Source organism: Acinetobacter guillouiae (assembly GCF_002370525.2).
GTDB classification, from domain to species: domain Bacteria; phylum Pseudomonadota; class Gammaproteobacteria; order Pseudomonadales; family Moraxellaceae; genus Acinetobacter; species Acinetobacter guillouiae.
In genome coordinates, this window is record NZ_AP014630.1 from 1474218 (window position 1) to 1499427 (window position 25210).

13 protein-coding genes are annotated in these 25210 nt (G+C 40.8%); all 13 read left to right on the forward strand.

Features of this window, described 5'->3' with window-relative positions:
- The first annotated feature begins 183 nt into the window (after positions 1-183).
- The 13 genes from blp2 (at position 184) to AS4_RS06965 (ending at position 25082) form a co-directional block, all read left to right on the forward strand.
- Entirely contained in the window at positions 184-2604 is a 2421-nt protein-coding gene (gene blp2 / locus AS4_RS06905; protein ID WP_096733644.1) for an Ig-like repeat protein Blp2, read from the forward strand.
- Between the two features lie 250 nt (positions 2605-2854).
- On the forward strand, positions 2855-11647 hold the full coding sequence (locus tag AS4_RS06910) for an MBG domain-containing protein (RefSeq protein ID WP_096733645.1): 8793 nt from the start codon (positions 2855-2857) through the stop codon (positions 11645-11647).
- A gap of 3 nt (positions 11648-11650) precedes the next feature.
- Entirely contained in the window at positions 11651-13336 is a 1686-nt protein-coding gene (locus AS4_RS06915; RefSeq protein WP_096733646.1) for a ShlB/FhaC/HecB family hemolysin secretion/activation protein, read from the forward strand.
- A gap of 277 nt (positions 13337-13613) precedes the next feature.
- Entirely contained in the window at positions 13614-14366 is a 753-nt protein-coding gene (gene hutC / locus AS4_RS06920) for a histidine utilization repressor (RefSeq protein ID WP_096733647.1), read from the forward strand.
- Positions 14363-14944, forward strand: coding sequence for a HutD/Ves family protein (locus AS4_RS06925; protein WP_096733648.1), 582 nt, complete (start codon positions 14363-14365; stop codon positions 14942-14944). Before hutC ends, AS4_RS06925 begins: the two co-directional genes overlap by 4 nt.
- Before the next feature lie 237 nt (positions 14945-15181).
- On the forward strand, positions 15182-16858 hold the full coding sequence (hutU, locus tag AS4_RS06930) for a urocanate hydratase (protein ID WP_096733649.1): 1677 nt from the start codon (positions 15182-15184) through the stop codon (positions 16856-16858).
- Positions 16859-16940: 82 nt separating this feature from the next.
- Positions 16941-18479: a histidine ammonia-lyase gene (gene hutH / locus AS4_RS06935; RefSeq protein ID WP_056515934.1), complete on the forward strand. Its 1539-nt coding sequence runs from the start codon at positions 16941-16943 to the stop codon at positions 18477-18479.
- Positions 18480-18543: 64 nt separating this feature from the next.
- Positions 18544-19956: an amino acid permease gene (locus AS4_RS06940; protein ID WP_096733650.1), complete on the forward strand. Its 1413-nt coding sequence runs from the start codon at positions 18544-18546 to the stop codon at positions 19954-19956.
- 52 nt (positions 19957-20008) lie between these two features.
- Positions 20009-21220, forward strand: a complete 1212-nt coding sequence (hutI, locus tag AS4_RS06945; RefSeq protein ID WP_096733651.1) for an imidazolonepropionase — start codon at positions 20009-20011, stop codon at positions 21218-21220.
- A gap of 28 nt (positions 21221-21248) precedes the next feature.
- On the forward strand, positions 21249-22169 hold the full coding sequence (gene hutG / locus AS4_RS06950; RefSeq protein ID WP_096733652.1) for a formimidoylglutamase: 921 nt from the start codon (positions 21249-21251) through the stop codon (positions 22167-22169).
- 36 nt (positions 22170-22205) lie between these two features.
- Positions 22206-23477, forward strand: coding sequence for a Glu/Leu/Phe/Val family dehydrogenase (locus AS4_RS06955; protein WP_004721791.1), 1272 nt, complete (start codon positions 22206-22208; stop codon positions 23475-23477).
- Between the two features lie 518 nt (positions 23478-23995).
- The gene (locus AS4_RS06960) at positions 23996-24454 is read left to right on the forward strand and encodes a lysozyme inhibitor LprI family protein (RefSeq protein ID WP_197724427.1); all 459 of its coding nucleotides are present in this window, start codon (positions 23996-23998) and stop codon (positions 24452-24454) included.
- Positions 24455-24557: 103 nt separating this feature from the next.
- Positions 24558-25082: a hypothetical protein gene (locus AS4_RS06965; protein ID WP_096733653.1), complete on the forward strand. Its 525-nt coding sequence runs from the start codon at positions 24558-24560 to the stop codon at positions 25080-25082.
- The last annotated feature ends 128 nt before the right edge of the window (positions 25083-25210 follow it).

Sequence of the window (25210 nt, forward strand, 5' to 3'; positions counted from 1 at the left end):
GAACAACAAGAATGCTGGATATTTATTGTTTAAATAAGATTTTGTGCGCTATCTTACTTATTTTTAAGTATCTGAATTTTCTATTTTTATAAATAATTCAGAAATCAGTTTAAGTCGTTTGTATATATAAATACCTTCTGTATAATTTTCAAAAAATACACTTTAAATCAATAGAAGGTATAAATGACAAGAATAGTCGTCGCTGCAAAACAAGACAAAATATTACTACAGGATTCTCAAGCAAAAACGGTCAGTTTAGATCAACCTGCTATTATTCAAATTGGTGTCACACAACAAGATGTGAAAACACTAGAGCGATTAGGCGATAAGCTGATTATTAGTTTAAACAATGGTGAGCAAATTGTTTTAGAGGGTTTTTTTCAAGCCAATTCAACCACAACGCATTCTTTAACGTTCCCCAAAGCAGATGGAAGTTTCTCACTTGCTCACTTTGATGCCAATGGAAAATTTACAGACTATAGCGGTTTGCAAAAACTCGACACTTTACTCTATGAAGGCGCCAACACTGCGGCTGTTCAACAAGTCTCTGCCTACGAAGACTCAACCCCTGAGTTTTCATTTTCAAATCTATTTTCTTCAAGTGCAGTGAAAGCAGGTGTTGGTCTTGTTTCTGCAATTGGTTTAGGTTTGGCATTGATTGATGATGGGGGCAGTAATCAATCAAAGGGTATTACCGACATTATTGCACCGAAAACGCCGACGGCAACTTTGAATGCAGAGGGGACTGAAATTAAGGGTACCGCTGAAGCGGGTGCGACTATTTATGTGATTGATAAAAACCAGAAAGTGATTGCTACAGCCGTGGTCGATAAAGATGGAAATTATTCTTTGACATTGCCAGAGGCTTTGCTGAACAACAATACTTATTATATCAATGCAAAAGACAAAGCTGGAAATGCCTCAACCTATACCTCGGTTGTTGGCACGAAAGATACCATTGCACCCAATGAGCCTCAAGGGCAGTTAAATGAGCAAGGAAATATTGTTACTGGTAAAGCAGAAGCGAATGCCACAATTAATGTATATGACCCAGCAGGTCAACTGATTGGTACTGCTAAAGCCAATGCACAGGGACAATTTTCTGTTGCCATTTCTCCTGCTTTAACCGCAGGCCAGATCGGTACAGTCGAAGCGATTGATGCATCTGGAAATAAATCAGAAAAACATAATATTGAAGTGGGTAAAGATACTATCGCACCTGATCAACCCAAGTTTGAGGTATCTAAAGAAGGGACTTCAATACACGGAACCGCAGAAGCAAATGCTAAAGTGATTATTCAAGATTCAACAGGTGTGGTGATTGCAACGGGTACTGTAGATGCCAATGGTAAATTCAATATCACCATTTCTCCTGCTTTAGATGCAAGCAAGACTGGCAAAATTATTATTGAAGATGCTGCTGGAAATAAGTCGAGTGCTGTAGAAATTAAAGCTGGACAAGATGTTTTAGCGCCAGATAAACCCGTGGCCAATTTAAATGCTGAAGGCACTGTGATCACGGGTACCGCTGAAGCAAACTCCAAAATTTCAGTCTATGACAGTGCAAATAAATTATTAGGCACAGCAACAACGGATGCAAATGGAAATTATTCTGTCACACTTTCAACAGCGTTGACCGAAGCAAAAGTTGGCAGTGTATATGCAACAGATGCAGCTGGAAATCAGTCAGCGCTTAGCTCTGTAACAGGTACCAAAGATGTAACCGCACCTGCTAGTCCGAAAATCACAGATGTGGTTGATGATGTGGGGGCAACTGTAGGTTCTGTTGCTGCAAATGGGGCCACAGATGACAAGCGGCCTGTGATTTCGGGAACCGGAGAAGCTGGGGCAACTTTGATTATTTATGACAATAATCAGGCGATTGGAACGGTCACAGTCGGTGCAGATAGTAAATGGTCATATAGTTTTGCTTATGATTTAACTCTGGGGAGTCACAGTATTACCACTGTACAAACGGATAAAGCAGGGAATACCAGTTTAGTGAGTGATGCACGAACATTTACTGTAGTCGAAATCGCTGCAAAAATGGCAGTTTTTGATGAAGCGTCAGCTTTTCATGCTGATTTAGCTGATTCAAATATTAACTCAGCTAAAAGTGCTGATGCGATTGGGTCAGGTGTTTTAAATTCTGAGCCAGAAAGTAGCGCTCAAGTATTAGGGCAATCGACACCAATAGAAAATCAATTTTCGCAGCTCCATTCAAATGTTTCAGATTTAGATCATACTGCTATAGCTGGCAGTTCAGCTATTCTCAGTACAAGCATAGCGACTGTACTGCAAGATGCACTTGAGAATACCAAAGTTGACGATATCAAGGTAGCCAATACCAATTCTTATGACAGCACGGCCATTTCAGTCGATGAATTGTTGGCAAAGACTTCAGTTAATGATTTAACTACAAATCAGATTGATGATGTGCTTGCTCGAACAATTGATCAAAGTGCTACAACCATTGTCGATGATGCTAAAAATACTGAATTGGTCGCTTTTAATAAAGCTGAAAATCTATCAGCGCAAGATATACCTGTATTGCAATCTGATCTGATCAAGGATTTGCTTGATCCACAATTACTAACCTTTTGATTGAAAATAATCAGATAGGCACCTACGGGTGCTTTTTTATTGCAACATGGTTTTATATTGCTTGTTTAGCTTAAAACTGATGCATAGGGCTTTCTTTCCAATAAACGCTGAATAATTTCATTCAGTGTATATTGTGTTATATATAACGTGAATTAATACATGCAAAATACCCAATTTCAGGTATATCTCTATATTTCCCCATTTGATCTAATGATTGATATTTGATCAAAAAGTAGATTTGGGGATTATCATGAATAAAATTTATAAAGTTATTTGGAATTCACAACTTAGGTGTTGGCAAGCCGTTTCAGAATTGGCGAAAAATCATAGCACTTCACAAAATACTGCAGACCATAAAAACGCACTGAAGGGCGGTGTTCACAAAGCATCAGGGATAAATTTAATCCGATTGGCTTTTTGGGGGCTGGCTTTATTGCCGTTATCGATTTATGCCGCAATTTCTAATACTGAACTGCCTACAGGCGCCAATATCACTCAAGGTTCAGCCAACATTTCCCAAAATGGCAACGTTTTAAATATTCATCAAAATAGTCAAAATCTTTCGACCAACTGGAATACTTTTAATATTGGTCAAGATGCGACGGTTAATTTTAATCAGCAAAACCAGTCATCTATAGCCATTAATCGGGTTTTGGATAGCAATGCATCGCAGATTATGGGGCGTCTAAATGCCAATGGGCAGGTGTTTTTACTCAATCCAAATGGTGTGGTTTTTTCTAAGACGGCTCAAGTGAATGTTGGTGGTTTGGTTGCTTCAACTTTAAGTTTGAACGATGCGGATATTCAAAATGGCAAATATACTTTAAAAGCCAATGCCAATAGCACAGCAACGATAGAAAATAACGGTACTATTCAAACTTTATCAGGTGGAACGGTTGCGCTGATTGCGCCCAATGTTAAAAATACCGGCTCTATTGTGACACCGAATGGCGTTACTCATCTCACCGCTGCCAATCAAGTCACTCTTGCTTTACAGGATGGTTCACTCACCCAGTACCAAGTTGATCAAGGGGTATTAAAAGGCTTGGTGGACAATGGTGGTGCAATTCTTGCCGATAATGGGGCTGTATATTTAACTGCAAAAGCCAAAGACAGTTTAAGTAAAGCCGTGGTTAATCATAGTGGGATTATTGAAGCCAATCGCTTAAGCCAAAATGCCAAAGGTGAAATCATTTTGTTAGGTGATATGCAAAATGGTGAAACAAATGTCAGTGGTCTGCTTAAAGCTGAAGGGAAAAATGGTCAAGATGGCGGGTTTATTGAAACCTCCGCAGCTCAAGTAAAGATTGAGAATAGTACAGTAGTGTCCTCTCATTCTGATGGAGGGAAAACTGGAAACTGGTTGATCGACCCTACCGATTTCAGTATTAATTCGGGTAATGCATCAGCAAGCAGTAGCGGCATAGGCGCAACTACTTTAGCAAGCAGTCTTGCAACCAGTAATGTCATATTGCTAACCAGCACTACGGGTAACCAGAAGGGTGATATCAATGTTAATGCTGATGTGACTTGGGGGAGTGCGAACAGCCTGACTTTAAATGCACAAAATGACATCAACATTAATGCCAACATCACAGCGACCAATAATAGTGGCAAACTTAATTTGATATATGGACAAAACACGGCCAATACCAGCGCAAATTATTATATTAACAATGGCGCAAAAATAAACTTAAAGGCTGGGCAGAATTTTAGTACCCAAAAAGGAACAGCTGCTACCATTAACTATCAAGTCATTACGGCTTTAGGTGCGCAGGGTTCGACTACAAGTCAAGATTTACAAGGGATCAACGGTAACCTGAGTGGTAATTATGTGTTGGGTGCAGACATAGATGCCAGCAGTACATGGCAGTGGAATGGTTATACTGGATTCGACCCAATTGGTTTTTATAATGCAAATTTAAGTCCAATGGATTTATCACAACAGGCTTTTCGTGGGCGATTTGATGGATTAGGGCATGCGATTAGTGGATTAAGTATTGAATCTTTGTATCAGGGGATTGGACTATTTGCGATTACGCATCAAGATACACTTATACAAAATGTTGGACTGAATAATATAAGTTTTTCAGGTTATGGAAAAACAGGCGGGATCGTGGGGATTAATCTTGGCACGATTAATAATGTTTATGTCAATGCAGGCTTAGTCACAGGCAATACCGAGCAATATGGCGGATTGGTGGGCTGGAACTATAATTCTGGAAATATTTTAAATTCTTATGCCAATGTGACTGTAAAAGGCAAATATTCGAATAATAATTATATTGGTGGTCTGGTTGGTTATAGTGATGGTGTTGTAAGTTCCTCTTTTGCAACAGGTGCTGTGACAGGAAATAATTATGTTGGCGGTTTAATTGGTGGCATATCAGGACAAATTAACAATTCTTATGCAACAGGTACAGTCATCGGAAATCAGTATGTTGGAGGATTGGTTGGGTTCAATGGTGGAAATGTTGACAAAAACTATTCTTCTGGAAGTGTGACTGGGAGTGACTATGTTGGTGGTCTCGTTGGCGGTGGTAATGGTACAACCACAAATAGTTTCTGGAACACCAGTACTTCTGGAAGAACAAGCAGTGCTGGTGGTATAGGAAAAACTACAACAGAACTTCAGCAAATTTCTACTTTTGCAGGTTGGGATATTGATGATGCAGGTGGTACAGGAAAAGTTTGGCGTATTTATGAAGGACGATCTGCGCCGTTACTACGTCATTTCCTTAGGCCCTTGGTCACAGAAATTGTCGCTAATTTTTCTGACAAAATTTATGATGGATCGATAGCTTCTGGAACGCTGGCTTCAGGGCTAAATTATAAGACAACCAGTAAAAATGCAGGGATTTATAGTTTAAATGATGGCTCAATCCTGATTAGTGGTGTTCCAATCGCGGCAAATACAACACAGTTTGGCGATGATGTAATTTATAAAGAAAATGGTGGATCAGGTTCATTAACAATCGCGAAAAGAGATTTAAATATTAATGGCTTGAGCGCTGCTGACAAAGTCTATGATACATCAAAAGTAGCAACCTTATCGGGTACTGCGGGAGTGACAGCGCTATCAGGTGATTCAGTGACACTTTCGGGTATTGGATTGGGATCATTTACTGATAAAAATGTGGGCAATAATAAAAATGTGATTGTATCGGGTTATACGCTGACTGGAACAGATGCTTTAAATTACACCTTGCTACAGCCGACAAATCTTAAAGCCAATATAACGCCAGCAGTTTTAACCATTAATGGAATAAGTGTTGCAGATAAAATTTATGATGGTTTGGCTATTGCGACTTTAAATGGCACTGCTTCAATCAATCCGTTTGCTGGAGATTTTGTTGGATTGACTGGTAGTGGGATAGGAACATTTACAGATAAGAATGCAGGAATCAGGTCTGTGATCTTAACAGGCTATAACTTAACAGGTACGGATGCAGGAAATTATACTTTTAGTCAGCCTACAGGTTTAAGCGCAACAATTCATAAAGCGCAAGCCATTGTAACGGCCAATAGCTTAAATACGGTCTATAACGGTAAAGATCAAACGGCTGCTGGTTTTAGTGCGACAGGTTTGGTCAATGGTGAAACAGAATCAGTACTGACTGCTGTTACTGCTTCAACCACAGCTAAAAATGCAGGCAGTTATGCCAATAAAGCCAGTGGAGTAGATAAAAACTATGAACTTAGTTTTATTGACGGTTCATTGGATATTGCTAAAGCCAAAGCCACTGTGACCGCCAATAGTTTAAATACGGTCTATAACGGTAAAGATCAAACTGCTGCTGGCTTTAGCGCTTCTGGTTTAGTCAATGGTGAAATTACAACTGTATTGACAGGTGTTTCGGCAACTGTCACAGGCAAAGATGCAGGTAGTTATGCGAATAAAGCCAGTGGAGTAGATAAAAACTATGAACTTAGTTTTATTGACGGTTCATTGGATATTGCTAAGGCCAAAGCCACTGTGACCGCCAATAGTTTAAATACGGTCTATAACGGTAAAGATCAAACTGCTGCTGGCTTTACTGCAACAGGTTTAGTCAATGGTGAAACTGAATCAGTCTTATCAGGTGTTTCAGCAACGGTGACTGCTAAAGATGCAGGTAGCTACAGCAATAAAGCGAATGGCGTTGATAAAAACTATGACCTGACGCTGATTGATGGTTCATTGGATATTGCTAAGGCTAAAGCGACAGTCACAGCCAATAGCTTAAATACGATTTATAATGGTAAAGACCAAACAGCAACGGGCTTTAGTGCTTCTGGTTTGGTCAATGGTGAAGATACATCGGTACTCACAGGCGTTACAGCATCAGTAACAGGTAAAGACGCTGGTAGCTACAGCAATAAAGCGAATGGTGTTGATAAAAACTATGACCTGACGCTGATTGATGGTTCACTAGATATCGCGAAGGCTAAAGCCACAGTCACAGCCAATAGTTTAAATACGGTCTATAACGGTAAAGACCAAAATGCATCTGGCTTTACTGCAACAGGTTTAGTCAATGGTGAAACAGAATCCGTATTATCCAGTGTTTCAGCAACGGTGACTGCCAAAGATGCAGGCAAATATACCAACACGGCAACGGGTCTAGATAAAAACTACGAGCTAAGCTTTGTTGATGGCTCATTGGATATTGCCAAAGCTAAAGCCACCGTAACAGCCAATAGTGTATCAACCACCTATAACGGTAAAGACCAAAACGCATCTGGCTTTACTGCGACAGGCTTAGTCAATGGTGAAACTGAATCAGTCTTATCAGGTGTTTCGGCAACGGTGACTGCTAAAGATGCAGGCCAATATACCAATACCGCAACAGGTATAGACAAAAACTATGAGCTAAATTTTGTTGACGGCTCATTAGATATCGCTAAAGCCAACGCCACTGTAACTGCCAATAGTTTAAATACGGTCTATAACGGCAAAGACCAAAACGCATCTGGCTTTACTGCAACAGGCTTGGTCAATGGTGAATCAGAATCAGTCTTATCAGGTGTAACTGCAACGGTGACTGCTAAAGATGCAGGTAGTTATGCGAATAAAGCCAGTGGAGCAGATAAAAACTATGAACTTAGTTTTGTTGATGGCTCATTGGATATTGCTAAGGCTAAAGCCACTGTTACGGCCAATAGTTTAAATACAGTCTATAACGGCAAAGACCAAACAGCTGCTGGCTTTACTGCGACAGGTTTGGTCAATGGTGAAACTGAATCAGTACTCTCAGGTGTTACAGCATCAGTAACAGGTAAAGACGCTGGTAGCTATAGCAATAAAGCGAATGGTGTTGATAAAAACTATGATCTGACGCTGATTGATGGCTCATTAGATATTGCTAAGGCTAAAGCCACTGTAACCGCCAATAGTTTAAATACCGTCTATAACGGTAAAGATCAAACTGCTGCTGGCTTTACTGCGACAGGTTTAGTTAATGGTGAAACTGAATCAGTCTTATCAGGTGTTTCAGCAACCGTGACTGCTAAAGATGCTGGCAAATACAACAACACAGTAACAGGTGTAGACAATAACTATGAGCTAAGTTTTGTTGACGGCTCATTAGATATTGCGAAAGCTAAAGCGACAGTAACTGCCAATAGCGTATCAACCACCTATAACGGCAAAGACCAAAACGCATCTGGCTTTACTGCGACAGGTTTGGTCAATGGTGAAACTGAATCAGTCTTATCAGGTGTTTCAGCAACGGTGACTGCCAAAGATGCAGGCAAATATACCAACACGGCAACGGGTCTAGATAAAAACTACGAGCTAAGCTTTGTTGATGGCTCATTGGATATTGCCAAAGCTAAAGCCACAGTCACAGCCAATAGTGTATCAACCACCTATAATGGTAAAGATCAAACTGCTGCTGGCTTTACTGCGACAGGTTTGGTCAATGGTGAAAATGAATCAGTACTCTCAGGTGTAAGCGCAACGGTGACTGCTAAAGATGCAGGCCAATACACCAACACGGCAACAGGGCTAGATAAAAACTACGAGCTAAGCTTTGTCGATGGCTCATTAGATATTGCGAAAGCTAAAGCCACTGTAACTGCCAATAGCGTATCGACCACCTATAACGGTAAAGATCAAACGGCTGCTGGTTTTAGTGCGACAGGTTTGGTCAATGGCGAAACAGAATCAGTACTCTCAGGCGTAAGCGCATCGGTGACTGCTAAAGATGCAGGTCAATACACCAACACAGTAACAGGTGTAGACAAGAACTATGATTTGACGCTTATTGATGGCTCTTTGGATATTGCTAAGGCCAAAGCCACTGTCACCGCCAATAGTGTATCAACCACCTATAACGGTAAAGGTCAAACAGCTGCTGGCTTTAGTGCAACAGGTTTGGTGAATGGTGAAGATACATCGGTACTATCAGGTGTAACTGCAACGGTGACTGCTAAAGATGCTGGCAAATATACCAATAGTGCAACGGGTCTAGACAAAAATTACGATTTAAGTTTTGTTGATGGTGCATTGGATATTGCTAAGGCTAAAGCCACTGTGACCGCCAATAGTTTAAATACAGTCTATAACGGTAAAGATCAAACAGCTGTTGGCTTTAGTGCGACAGGTTTGGTCAATGGCGAAACTGAATCAGTACTCTCAGGTGTCAGTGCAACGGTGACCGCTAAAGATGCAGGTCAATACACCAACACTGCAACGGGTCTAGATAAGAATTATGATCTTAGTTTTATTGATGGCTCATTAGATATTGCTAAGGCTAAAGCCACTGTGACCGCCAATAGTGTATCAACTACTTATAATGGTAAAGATCAAACAGCTACTGGCTTTACTGCAACAGGCTTGGTCAATGGTGAAACTGAATCAGTACTCTCAGGTGTTTCAGCCACTGTGACTGCTAAAGATGCAGGTCAATATACCAATAGTGCAACGGGTCTAGACAAAAACTATGAGCTAAGCTTTGTTGATGGCTCTTTGGATATCACCAAAGCTAAAGCAACTGTCACCGCCAATAGTTTAAATACGGTTTATAGCGGTAAAGATCAAACAGCTGCTGGTTTTAGTGCGACAGGTTTGGTCAATGGTGAAACTGAATCAGTACTCTCAGGTGTTTCAGCCACTGTGACTGCTCAAGATGCAGGTCAATATACCAATAGTGCAACGGGTCTAGACAAAAACTATGAGCTAAGCTTTGTTGATGGCTCTTTGGATATCACCAAAGCTAAAGCCACTGTCACCGCCAATAGTTTAAATACGGTTTATAGCGGTAAAGATCAAACAGCTGCTGGTTTTAGTGCGACAGGTTTGGTCAATGGTGAAACAGAATCGGTATTGTCAGGTGTAACTGCAACGGTTACCGGCAAAGATGCTGGCCAATACACCAATACTGCAACGGGTCTAGATAAGAACTATGATCTTAGTTTTATTGATGGCTCATTAGATATTGCTAAGGCTAAAGCCACTGTGACCGCCAATAGTGTATCAACTACTTATAATGGTAAAGATCAAACAGCTACTGGCTTTACTGCAACAGGCTTGGTCAATGGTGAAACTGAATCGGTATTGTCAGGTGTCAGTGCAACGGTGACTGCTAAAGATGCAGGTCAATACACCAACACGGCAACAGGGCTAGATAAAAACTACGAGCTAAGCTTTGTCGATGGCTCATTAGATATCGCTAAAGCCAAAGCCACTGTAACTGCCAATAGTGTATCAACCACCTATAACGGTAAAGGTCAAACAGCTGCTGGCTTTAGTGCGACAGGTTTGGTCAATGGTGAAACCGAATCTGTATTGTCAGGTGTAAGCGCAACGGTTACTGGCAAAGATGCTGGCAAATACACCAATACTGCAACAGGTATAGATAAAAACTATGAGTTAAGTTTTGTTGATGGCTCTTTAGATATCGCCAAAGCCAAAGCCACTGTGACCGCCAATAGCTTAAATACAGTCTATAACGGTAAAGACCAAACGGCTATTGGTTTTAGTGCAACAGGTTTGGTCAATGGTGAAACCGAATCGGTCTTATCAGGTGTTTCATCAACGGTGACTGCTAAAGATGCTGGCAAATACACCAATACTGCAACAGGTCTCGACAAGAACTATGATCTTAGTTTTATTGATGGCTCATTAGATATCGCTAAAGCGAAAGCCACTGTGACCGCCAATAGTTTAAATACAGTCTATAACGGTAAAGATCAAACTGCTGCTGGCTTTAGTGCGGTAGGTTTGGTCAATGGTGAAACTGAATCAGTCTTATCAGGTGTTTCAGCAACTGTTACGGCTAAAGATGCTGGCAAATACAGCAATAGCGCAACGGGTGTAGACAAGAACTATGAGCTAAGTTTTGTTGATGGTGCATTGGATATTGCGAAAGCTAAAATTAACCAAGTGACAGGCATTAGCGCCAATAATCGTATTTATGATGCAACCACCAACGCAACATTAAATACTGGATCAGCACAATTCCTCGGTATGGTTGCAGGCGATGAATTGAAAGTTGCTTCAGCAACTGGACAATTCAGTGATAAAAATGTGGGTATAGCAAAACAAGTCTCGATTCAGGGTGTCAGTTTAAGTGGTGCAGATGCACACAACTACGAGTTGGTGAATAACACTGCACAAACTACGGCAGATATTCGCCAAGCCAATATTCAAAACATTGCTGGAATTACGGCCAACAATCGTACTTATAATGGATTAACTGCCGCTGAGCTTAATCTCAGCAACGCACAATTCAACGGCATCTACGCTGGGGATAATTTAAACGTTGCAACAGCAACAGGACAATTTGACAGTGCGACCACAGGGCAAGCAAAAAATGTATCGATTACAGGTTTAAGTCTAGGTGGCTTAGATGCTCAAAACTACAAACTTGTGGATACCACCGCTGTGACCACAGCTGATATTTATCTGTTAACCCCAGCAGCGTATTTACAAGCCATACAATTCAAACGACCTCGTTATTTGCCTGAAACCAATAACGTCTTAAAGACAGTTGATTTAGATGTACGCCAAGGTGGAGTTAACACTGCAGGTATTCAAATTTTGGCAGGGGAGCACTAATTGATGAAACAACAACACAATATATTGGCAACATCTGTGGCTGCTTGTCTGATGCTTTTGACCAGCAGTAACTATGCAGCGCCAGCACCTAATGCGGGTCAACTGCTACAACAACAGCAACAAGGACAAAGCCTTGAACCACAGGCTGCTGTTCAGGTAGAAAGTTCAGCAAGCAATAACGTACCTAATTCACCTGATATCCAAATCTCTGTACGCAAAATTGAAATCACTGGAAATAGTCGTTTTAGCACAGCGCAATTGCATCACTTAGTGGCGGATGCCGAAGGTAAACAATTGAGTCTTCAGCAACTTTGGCAAGTTGCGCAAAAGATTACCACTTACTACCAACAACAAGGCTATGCCTACAGCCGAGCTTATCTGCCTCAACAGAATCTAAGTCAGGGCGTAGTACGTATCAATGTACTCGAAGCGTATTATGATCAAACCCAGATTGACAATCAAAGTCGAACGCAAAACTGGCTCATAGAGCAAACCGTTGCGCCGCTAAAACAAGGTGAGAGGATCAACAGTGACCAGATGCAACAACAACTCAAACTGCTCAATCGTTTAAATGGGGTCAATACCCGAAATGTTTTGACCCCTGGTGCAACAGTCGGAAGTAGTCGACTGAATGTTGAAGTGCAAAATGCAGCCATGTTGAATGGTTATATTGGCGCAGATAACTTTGGTAATCGCTATACCAGTCAAGTGCGTGGAACCGCTGGAATTTCGGCCAACAATCTTGCAGGCTTAGGGGATGAACTGAGTTTAGATGTGATGACTGCGGGTAAACGCATGAACTATGGACGTGTGGGTTATGCCTTTACTTTTACAGGAATGGGTACTCGGGCAGGCGCAAGTTATTCTTATCTAGATTATGAACTTGGAAAAGAGCTGAAAAACATTGGTGCAGAAGGAAGTGCTGCACAAAGTAGTGTATTCATTAGCCAACCCGCTTTATTGACCAACAATGCAGAAGTCCTTCTCAGCTTACAATACGATCATAAACAACTGAAAGATGACATTCAGCTCAACCAATATTACAAACATCGAAATATTGATGTGGTGACTGCCCGACTGGATGGCTCTCAGTTTGATCAATTCTTGGGTGGAGGCTTAACCCAGTATGGTGCTTCAACCAGTTATGGTCGTGTGAAATTTAAAAATGATGATGCCGCGGCGTTAGATGCGCAAACAGCGAAGACGGCTGGAGACTACTATAGTGCTACATTGAATCTGTCACGCTTACAAAACCTGAGTAATAAGGGCACACAAGGTTATTTGGGGATTTATGCACAATACAGTCCATATAATCTAGACAGTGCAGAGCAATATCTAGGTGGTGGTCCATTTAATGTTCGTGGTTATGAATCGAGTCAATTTGCAGGCTCTACAGGTTATTTGGCCACGGCAGAACTGAGACAAAGTCTGTTTGCCGATGCAAAGCATCAGCTCACAGCGAAAGTATTTATCGATACAGCAGAAGTCACATTGAATGCCAAGCGTTGGGCAGGTGTAACAGGCGATAATCAAGTTCAAATCAGTAGTGCAGGTTTAGGTTTGAATTGGACGAGTGCATGGAATATTCAAGCCAATGCAGAAGTTGCCTTTCCAATTGGAAATACCCCAGAGCAGTTGCAAGACCGCGATAATCACCAGTACTGGTTGAGTTTAAGAAAGACTTTTTAATTTGATTGAATAAATAAGGAGGCAAAAGCCTCCTTATTTATGTCGCCACGCGATAGCAACAACATGTACAAAAACGAGTAAAAAGCAAAATCTTCACTTGGTAATGGTATTGTTATCACCATGCTATAAACAGACTTGGTATGATTAAATTGATATAAGTTGAATGATATTGATGAGTAATGGATATTTTATCCTGATTATTTGTATAGGCTTGTATATACAAATAACATCGACTCAAGATACAATGATTTCGAATATTTTGTATGAGTTTTAGCCAATGTCAAGAGCGTCAAAGCACAATGATCTAGACTTATCTCTAGAAGAAGATAGTCCTGTTCCTTTGTATTTGCGCGTGAAGCAAATGATTTCACAAAAAATTTATGAAGGAACATGGACTGTAAATAAAAAAATTCCTTCAGAAAGTGAGTTGGTGAATTTACTGGGTTGTAGTCGTATGACAGTCAATCGTGCATTGCGCGAACTGACCAGTGAAGGCTTATTGGTTCGCATACAAGGTGTTGGGTCTTTTGTGGCTGAAGGGCAAGGTCGTACAGCATTATTTCATGTGAACAATATTGCAGAAGAAATTATTGCGAGAAATCATAAACATCATGCTGAAGTATTGGTACTTGAACAAATTCAAGCCAATCAAGAACAAAGTCGGTTAATGCAAATACGAGAAGGACAACGCTTATTTCACTCGATCATTGTGCATTATGAAAATGATGTGCCTGTGCAGATCGAAGATCGTTTAGTTGACCCCGTACTGATTCCAGATTACTTGGCACAAGATTTTAAAACAATCACGCCTAATGCCTATTTAATGTCAAAAGCACCTGTTACTGAAGGTGAGCATGTGGTTACTGCGATTCTTGCTTCAGCACAAGAATGTAAATGGTTAAAAATAACTAAAACAGAGCCGTGTTTATTGATCCGTCGCAGAACATGGTCCAATAAACAACTGATTTCCAGTGCAAGGCTGATTTATCCTGGCAGTCGTTATTATTTGGAAGGTAAATTTACCCAATGATTGAGCTTTTAAAAGCCTGCGACTATAAGAAAATGCGATGGAAAAATGGTGAAGGCTATACGCTTGAAATCGCCCGTAGTGTCGGTGAAAGCTTAGCTGAGTTTGATTGGCGGATTTCGATGGCCGATGTGAAAACATCAGGTGATTTTTCCAAGTTTAATGGGATGAATCGCTTTTTGACGGTATTGCAGGGTCAAGGTATTTCACTGTGTATAGACGATGATTTTAAGCATTTAAAAACATTGCAGTCCATCGAGTTTAGTGGAGACAGTGTGGTCAGTTGTGAATTGCTGGCAGGGCACATTCGCGATTTTAATTTGATTTATAATCCGAAAAAATTTGATGCACAATATCAATGGATTTTCTCTCCAGAAGCTTTAGAAATCCCCATATCCTCTGACGTGATGTTTATTTTTAATCAGAGTGTTGAAGTTTTAGTTATCGAAATTGGTCAACAGATTTTTCATTTGCAACATCAGGACAGCCTTAAACTTGAAAATGAAAAATCATTGCAGGCTATCACATTAAATCAGCAATTTTTAAAGCAAACTTGTCTAATACAACTCACAAAAATCTAAATTTTATTGATTTTACTTAAACGCATACAACCTGAAGTTGTCTGCGTTTTTTTATTTTTATGAAAAATAAATCTATTTATTTTATATGTTTATAAAATTTTTTAAAAATAATTAGAAAAGCATCTTTTCAATATTAAAGATTTGTGTAGTATATAGATGTATATACAAGTTAGTACATTGCTATACAGTGAATGCAGTTTAATTTGCTGGTTTAAACTCAAAGGAAGGAGTCCTATTGTGACAACAACGACAACAAAATTTCGTGATGTAGAAATTCGCGCACCTCGTGGTACTAAGCTCAATGCAAAAAGTTGGTTGACTGAAGCTCCACTGCGTATGTTGATGAATAATCTTGATCCTGATGTCGCAGAGAATCCAAAAGAGCTTGTTGTTTACGGTGGTATTGGTCGTGCTGCACGTAATTGGGAATGTTATGACAAGATTGTTGAAACACTTAAAACTTTAGAAAATGACGAAACTTTATTGGTTCAATCAGGTAAACCCGTTGGTGTGTTCAAAACACATAAAGATGCACCACGTGTTCTTATTGCCAATTCAAACTTAGTTCCACATTGGGCAAATTGGCAACATTTTAACGAGCTAGATGCCAAAGGCTTGGCAATGTATGGTCAAATGACCGCTGGTTCTTGGATTTATATCGGCAGCCAAGGCATTGTACAAGGCACCTATGAAACTTTTGTTGAAGCTGGTCGCCAGCACTACAACGGTGATTTAACAGGTCGTTGGGTGTTGACTGCTGGTTTAGGTGGAATGGGAGGGGCTCAGCCTTTAGCTGCGACTTTGGCAGGCGCTTGCTCGCTCAATATCGAATGCCAGCAAGCCAGTATTGATTTCCGTTTACGTACACGTTATGTCGATGAGCAAGCTACAGATTTAGATGATGCTTTGGCGCGTATCGACCGTTATACCAAAGAAGGCAAGGTGATTTCGATTGCGTTACATGGCAATGCAGCTGAGATTTTACCTGAATTGGTTCGCCGTGGTGTTCATCCGGACATGGTAACGGATCAAACCAGCGCACATGATCCTCTCAATGGCTATTTACCAATTGGTTGGACATGGGACGAATATCGTCAACGTGCCAAAACTGAGCCAGAAGCAGTGGTAAAAGCTGCAAAACAATCTATGGCAAAGCATGTACAAGCGATGTTGGATTTCCAAAAAATGGGTGTTCCAACCTTTGACTATGGCAATAATATTCGTCAAATGGCGCAGGAAGAAGGCGTAGAAAACGCATTTGATTTCCCCGGTTTTGTACCTGCCTATATCCGTCCATTATTCTGTCGTGGTATTGGACCATTCCGTTGGGTTGCACTTTCAGGTGATCCAGAAGATATCTATAAAACAGATGCAAAAGTTAAAGAATTGATTCCAGACGATGAACATTTACATCGTTGGTTAGACATGGCAAGAGAACGGATTAGCTTCCAAGGCTTACCAGCACGTATTTGCTGGGTTGGTTTAGGCTTGCGTGCAAAATTAGGTCTGGCATTTAACGAAATGGTACGTAGTGGTGAACTTTCAGCACCAATCGTCATAGGTCGCGATCATTTAGACTCAGGTTCAGTTTCCAGTCCAAACCGTGAAACTGAAGCAATGCAAGATGGTTCTGATGCAGTATCTGATTGGCCATTGCTGAATGCTTTACTTAATACAGCAGGTGGTGCGACTTGGGTTTCATTACATCACGGTGGTGGTGTAGGAATGGGCTTCTCTCAACACTCAGGTGTCGTGATTGTTTGTGATGGTACAGATGAAGCAGCAGTACGTATTGCTCGTGTGTTGACCAATGACCCAGCAACAGGCGTAATGCGTCATGCAGATGCTGGTTATGATATCGCTGTTGAATGTGCCCAAGCGCAAGGTTTGAACTTGCCGATGATCACCAAATAAAAGACAAGGACATTACGATGCTTTTTGCAATTGTGTAAACAGCATCGTAAGAGAACAATATAGCGCAAAACAGGACGTCAAAATGGAACTCTTAATTCAACCAGGCAAGCTCACACTCGCAGATCTTCGCCAAGCGTATTTAAATCCAATCAAAGTTAAACTGGATGACAGTGCTTATGCTGGCATCAATGCAAGTGTTGCATGTGTCGAAAAAATTGTGAATGAAGGACGTACAGCATACGGTATCAATACTGGCTTTGGCTTACTCGCTTCATCTAAAATTGCCCCTGAAGACTTAGAACAGTTACAACGCTCATTGGTACTTTCTCATGCCGCTGGTGTGGGCGTACCTTTAGATGATGCGATGGTTCGCTTAATTATGTTGTTAAAGGCCAATAGCTTGGCACGTGGTTTTTCTGGTATCCGTCCTAAAGTGATTGATGCAATCCTTGCCTTGATCAATGCAGAAGTTTATCCGCATATTCCATTAAAAGGTTCAGTCGGCGCTTCAGGTGACTTAGCACCCCTTGCACATATGTCTCTGGTTTTACTCGGTGAAAGTAAAGCACGCTATAAAGGGGAATGGTTACCAGCAGTTGAAGCACTTAAAATTGCAGGATTAGAACCCATTACTTTAGCGGCCAAAGAAGGTTTGGCACTTTTAAATGGTACACAAGTTTCAACAGCATACGCATTACGTGGTCTATTTGAAGCAGAAGATTTATTTGCTGCTGCGACCGTTTGTGGTGGATTAAGCGTTGAAGCTATGCTCGGTTCACGTGCACCATTTGATGCACGTGTTCATGAAGTTCGTGGTCAGCGTGGTCAAATTGATGTTGCCGCTGCATATCGTGACTTATTGACTGAATCAAGTGAAATCGCACATTCACATGAAGATTGTAGCAAGGTTCAAGACCCATATTCACTGCGTTGCCAACCTCAAGTAATGGGGGCTTGTTTAACGCAAATTCGTCAAGCAGCAGAAGTATTAGCGATTGAGTCGAATGCAGTTTCAGATAACCCATTGGTGTTTGCAGCAGAAGGTGACGTAATCTCAGCAGGTAACTTCCATGCTGAACCCGTGGCAATGGCTGCTGATAATTTGGCCTTAGCGATTGCTGAGATTGGCTCACTGTCTGAACGTCGTGTTTCGATGATGATGGATCGCCATATGTCACAGCTTCCTCCATTTTTGGTTGCCAATGGTGGGGTGAATTCGGGCTTTATGATTGCTCAAGTAACAGCCGCTGCGTTAGCCAGTGACAATAAAGCACTTGCACATCCTGCCAGTGTTGATAGTTTACCGACCTCTGCAAATCAGGAAGACCATGTTTCCATGGCGCCTAATGCAGGAAAACGCTTGTGGTATATGGCTGATAACGTTCGCGGCATTCTCGCAGTTGAGTGGTTAGGTGCATGTCAAGGACTTGATTTCCGTGAAGGATTGAAAAGCTCTCCTAAACTTGAACGTGCCCGCAAAATTCTGCGTGATCAAGTGGCGTATTACAGTGAAGATCGTTTCTTCGCGCCAGATATCGAACAAGCAAGTGAATTGCTCGCAAGTGGTTGTCTGAACGAACTGCTGATTGCGAAGTTACTACCGAGCTTGTCTGAAGTGTGATCAATAAAACGGTCACATGGAGTGACCGAATCTAACTAAATTTCCTCAAGGATTGGAGATTATAATGTCACAACACTCCACATTACAGCGGGGGTTAAACACCCGTCATATCCGCTTTTTGGCATTGGGTTCAGCGATTGGCACGGGGCTTTTCTATGGATCAGCAACGGCAATTAAAATGGCAGGTCCGTCTGTTTTAATTGCTTATATGGTTGCAGGGATTGCAATTTATATTGTGATGCGAGCATTAGGGGAAATGGCTGTTCATAACCCCGTATCAGGTTCTTTTAGTGAATATGCCTCGAATTATCTTGGTCCTTTAGCAGGTTTTACTACAGGCTGGACCTACGTCTTTGAAATGATCATTGTCGCCTTGGCTGACGTGACTGCTTTTGGTATCTATATGGGGTTTTGGTACCCCGATGTGCCACGATGGATCTGGATTTTATCGCTGATTATGTTCTTAGGGGCAATTAACCTGATCCACGTTAAAGTCTTTGGTGAAGTCGAGTTCTGGCTATCCATCGTCAAGGTCAGCGCTATTGTTGCCATGATTTTGGGTGGTTTTGGTCTAATGATCTATGGCTTCAATGCAGATCACACAGGCTTTGTACCTGGTATTCAAAACTTATGGATTCATGAGGGTTTTATGCCCAATGGGATTATGGGTTTAGTTGCCTGTTTATCTGTTGTGGTATTTGCATTCGGTGGCATCGAAATCATTGGGATCACAGCGGGTGAGTCACAAGATCCGAAAACGTCGATTCCACGTGCAATTAATGCGGTTCCTGTACGTATCTTACTTTTTTATATTCTGACAATTTTTGTATTGATGTCGATTTTCCCATGGAATCAAATTGGTAGCCAAGGCAGTCCATTTGTACAAATTTTTGAAAACTTAGGCATCAAATCTGCAGCAACTGTTTTAAATATTGTGGTGATTACAGCTGCAATTTCCGCGATCAATAGTGATGTATTTGGTGCAGGGCGTATGCTGTATGGTATGTCTAAGCATAAACAAGCACCTCAAGTGTTCCAGAAAATTTCACGTAATGGTGTCCCTTGGATGACTGTGGTGGTGATGGCTGGTGTGTTACTTGTCGGCGTCGTGCTTAATTATCTGATCCCTGAAAATGTATTTATTATCATCGCCTCAATTGCAACATTTGCAACGGTTTGGGTGTGGTTGATGATCTTACTTTCTCAAGTGGGTATGCGTCGTAAATTGTCTAAATCAGAAATTAAAGCATTAGATTTCCCCGTGATTGGCTGGCCTTATGCACCTGCATTTGCCATTGTATTTATGTTGTTTATTTTAGCCATGATGGGATATTTCCCAGACTCGCGACCTGCACTTTATGTCGGTATAACATGGTTAGTTTTACTTTGGATTGCTTATACGATATGGGTGAAGCCCAAGCAAAACTCAGTAAAAGATAAACCAGATCTTCAACAAAACGTCGAAATGGAAAGCTGAAACTGAAGCTGCCCAAGCGTGATTAACGCATGGGCAGCAAGAGGAAATGTCAATGAAAAAACTTTGGACAAATTGTCATATTGCAACTATGCAAGATGGGCAATATTCCAGTATTGAATCTGCTGCAATCGTCACTTTAGCACAACATATTCACTGGATTGGTGCAGAAAAAGATGTTCCTGTAGATGACTATGCTGAGATCATTGACCTCAATGGCGCATGGGTGACTCCTGGTTTAATTGATTGTCATACGCATAGTGTATTTGGCGGAAATCGCAGTGTTGAGTTTGAAAAACGTTTGCAAGGTGTCAGTTATGCGGAAATCGCAGCGAGTGGCGGTGGTATTGCAAGCACTGTACGAGCAACACGTGAAGCAAGTGAGGAACAGCTCCTTGCTTCGGCACTCAAACGTATTCGTTGTATGCTTAAAGATGGTGTAACCACCATTGAAATCAAGTCGGGATATGGTCTGGACTATAGCAATGAACGTAAAATGCTCCGTGTGATTCGTCAAGTCGCTCAAACTTTACCGATGACCGTAAAAAGTACCTGTTTGGCAGCGCATGCTTTGCCACCTGAGTATCAAGATCAAAGTGATGCTTATATTGAGCATATCTGTACCGAGATGTTACCCAAACTGCATCAAGAAGGTTTAGTCGATGCAGTCGATGCTTTCTGTGAGCATTTGGCATTTTCACCTGCGCAAGTTGAACGTATTTTTAAAGCAGCTCAGGCATTAAACTTACCCGTTAAATTACATGCAGAACAACTTTCCTCTCTCGGTGGTTCAACACTTGCTGCGCGTTACCATGCTTTATCCGCAGATCATTTGGAATACATGACCGAAGCGGATGCCAAAGCCATGGCCGCTTCAGGCACAGTTGCAGTGTTATTGCCGGGAGCATTCTATTTTCTAAGAGAAACCAAGTATCCACCTTTAGACAGTTTGCAGCAACATGGTGTGCGTATCGCATTATCCAGTGATTTAAATCCAGGAACATCACCAGCCTTGTCATTACGTTTAATGCTGAATATGGGCAGTACATTATTCCGTTTAACACCAGAACAAGCTCTCGCAGGTGTCACAACACATGCCGCTTATGCACTCGGCTTACAAGACACGCATGGCACTTTAGAACAGGGTAAAGTGGCGGATTTTATTGCTTGGGATATTGAGCATCCTTCTGAGATTGTGTATTGGTTGGGCGGTGATTTATCAAAACGAATCATCCAACATGGAAATGAAATCTTGATCTCAGCTTGAGATTAATTTTTATAGAGTGATATTAATAATGAATCATTCATTTAAGTGGCAAGGACGACAAGATGGGGAAGGTGATGCACATCTTCGTCTCCATCAAGTGATCAATACCAGTCATCAGGCATCTTTTGCTTTTATTGGTTTTAGTTCAGATGAAGGTGTTAAACGCAATCATGGACGCTTAGGTGCAGCAGATGCACCAGATATGATTCGTGCTCAATTGGCAAATTTACCTGTACATCAGCCTGTGACCATTATCGATTTAGGCACAGTGCTTTGTGACAACGCTGAACTTGAAATAGCACAGGCAGAATTGGCGCATCAAGTCGAACGTAGTTTAAATTCCGATATGAAGCCGATTGTGTTAGGCGGTGGGCATGAAGTTGCCTTTGGCAGTTTTTCTGGTTTATTTCAATACATTCAAAATAATCATCTGAATAAGAAAATCGGCATTATTAACTTCGATGCACACTTTGATTTACGTGAAGCTGAACAGGTCACTTCAGGCACACCTTTTTTAAATGCAGCTAAACTATCACAACAGTTTCATCAAGAATTTAACTACATGTGTATCGGTGTTGCCAAGCATTCAAATACTAAAATTTTGTTTGACACAGCAGAGCGTTTAAACTGTAATTATATTTACGATTATGAATTAAAACTGCAAAATGTTGAAAATTTAATCTTAAGAATAAATAATTTTATTAAAAAAGTAGACTATTTGTATATTACGGTTGACCTTGATGTATTTAACGCTAGCATTGCGCCGGGTGTCAGCGCACCTGCGGTGAAAGGAATCGATTTATCTATTTTTGACCCATTATTAGAAGCCATTAAAAAAACTGGCAAGATCAAAGTTTTTGATGTGGCTGAATGTAATCCGCGGTTTGATTTGGACAACAGAACTGCCAAATTAGCCGCTTATATCATTTTTAACTACATATTTGATTGATGATTCAAGTGACTTCATCAAAAGGATAAGCAAAGTATGTCTAATTTATCTTATATCTCTCAAAATAACGGTCCATGGTCTACCTACCTCGAACAAATCGAGCGAGTTACACCATATTTAGAACATCTGAAAGATTATGTCGACACATTAAAGCGACCAAAACGTGCTTTGATTGTCGATGTGCCGATTGTGATGGATGATGGCACAATCCGTCATTTCGAAGGCTATCGCGTTCAACATAACTTATCGCGTGGTCCAGGTAAGGGCGGTATTCGTTACCATCCAGATGTAGATCTCAATGAAGTGATGGCACTTTCTGCATGGATGACCATTAAAACTGCGGTTTTAAATCTACCTTTTGGTGGTGCAAAAGGTGGTGTTCGTGTTGATCCTCGCCAGCTTTCTCCACGTGAGTTAGAGCGCTTAACACGTCGTTATACTAGTGAAATTAGTCATATCATTGGCCCACAAAAAGATATTCCAGCGCCGGATGTTGGTACCAATCCCAACGTTATGGGCTGGATTATGGATACATATTCTTCGGGTCAAGGCCATACCGTAACAGGTGTTGTTACAGGTAAGCCAATTCATTTAGGTGGTTCTTTAGGGCGTATTAAAGCAACAGGCCGTGGTGTATTTATTACTGGTCAACAAGTTGCTGCAAAAATTAAACTTCCTTTAGAGGGTGCACGAGTTGCTGTCCAAGGTTTTGGTAACGTTGGTAGTGAAGCTGCATATCTATTTGCTGATTCAAAATCTATTATTGTAACGATTCAAGATCATACAGGGACTATTTACAACCCTCAAGGTATTGATTTGGCAGCTTTAAAAACCTATCTAGAAAGCAATCAAGGTGTGGGTGGCTTTGCGGGTGCTCAAGCGATTAGTGATGAGGATTTCTGGGATGTTGAAATGGATATCTTGATTCCTGCCGCATTGGAAGGTCAAATCACGGTTGAACGCGCACAGAAATTAACAGCAAAATTGGTACTTGAAGGTGCAAACGGTCCAACTTATCCAGAAGCAGATGATATCTTAATCCAACGTGGTATTACGGTTGTACCTGATGTGATTTGTAATGCGGGTGGTGTAACGGTGAGTTATTTTGAATGGGTTCAAGATATGTCGAGCTACTTCTGGTCGGAAGAAGAAATCAACCAAAGACTCGATAAATTAATGGTTCAAGCGATTAATGACGTATGGCAGACCTCAAATGATAAAGTATGTAGTTTAAGAACGGCTGCCTTTATTTTAGGTTGTGAGCGTATCTTAAAAGCACGTATGGAACGCGGTATTTTCCCAGGCTAATTTACTTGTTGTAAGCGTGACCTTAGCGTATCTTCGCTAAGGTCATTTTTTTATCTGTTTAAAACGTATTTTAACAGTCTATTTAAACAGCGAATTTACACAATCTATTGAATAATAATTATCTTATATAGCGTCTTGTATTGCGCAGTAATAACATCTCAAAAATATGAGTTCATCTTAGCATCAACTTTGTACTGCCTTATTTTGCATATAGATTTGTGCTGTTAATTAGATAGTAGCAACACGCTGATCTCACGCGATATCTTGCACTACAGGCCAAGCAGTGCTTTATTTTAGCTCAGTATACAATGTGATAAAAAATTCATAGTCTTAATTTTAGCAAGGTCGAATTGTATGGATAAACCTAAATATAGTCTGAATAAAATGGCTTAAATTTTGTAAAGTATTTGCCTTTTTATAGTTTTAATTTCACATGAATTAAACTATAAAGTATATCTAGTATGTGAATAAATTATAGACACTTCTGCAATAAACCTTTTTAGAAAGTAGTTAAGAATATGAATAAAATATACTCAAAATACATCTATATTTTGAGCATTGCTAGCTTATGTAGCTTTGCGACTTTGTTATCAGCTGCACCGACATTGCAATACTCAAAAACCTACCAAAGCTGTATAAATACAGCAAAAACCACAGGGAACAAGCAACTGTGTATCAGTGCAGAGCATTTAGGTCAGAATGAAAGATTAAATCAGGCTGTAAAAAAACTAGCACCTAAGCTCTCTGCATATCAACAAAGCAGATTAACTGATGCTCAAGCAGAGTGGCGATCTTTGCAAAATTTTAAAGATGATCAATGCGATCAAGCTGCATTTGATGATGAAAATGCAGTTAAACCTTCAGGTAAAAACTTGACCGCATTGGATTGTGACCGACAGTCGCTTGAACGTGTGGCTGAACGCGCTTATGAGTTGGAACAAGGCAATGTGCGGGCTGAGTATTATCTTGATCCATAATTTATGATTGCTCATGATGTCTAAAGCATCGAAGTGTTTTATAAAAAATTTTATTGGTTTTAGTGTAGATAAATCACCAGCGTAAGCAAAAGGAAACTTTCTTATGATCAGTAAACAACAATTGACAACCAGTACAAGCAATAGCCGACAACACCAGAATAGAGGGGGTAAACATAGAGCCGCAGCTATTTGGACTGTATTTACTTTCGGCTTGTTACTCACAGGCTGTGTTTCAACACCTAATCCTGTACAACAGGCTGCTGATAAATTGGTTGGGCAACATGTAAATAAAGCAATCGGAATCTTTGGCTCACCAACTTATCGCGTCCCAGCGAGTAAATTGGGCGGCTCTGCAATGTGGGAAAATTCGATTGTTTCACAACGTGTCGTACAGCAATTTGTACAAACGGGAACTGAATATGCAGGTCAGCGTGTCGTGGGTCAAACCGGCGGACAAGGGGTTGTTGGCGCTATTTATGAAAATCAATATCGTCCAACAGGGTACTATCAAAATGCTGTACAAGAGCATGCTCAATACCTTTGTAATATCACAGCACTGACGGGTCCAGGTGATATTATTACGAGTATTATGGTGATTGGATGTAAACAGAGCAAAGATGGTTTGTGATCCTTAAAAGCCAAATATAGCTTTAATCTGACAGATATACGATAAAATGGATAACTGTCAGATACGGTTGGCGAGAGTATCATTTTTAGAAGGTAACGATGATCAAAATATTCTGTTCAAAGGCGCAT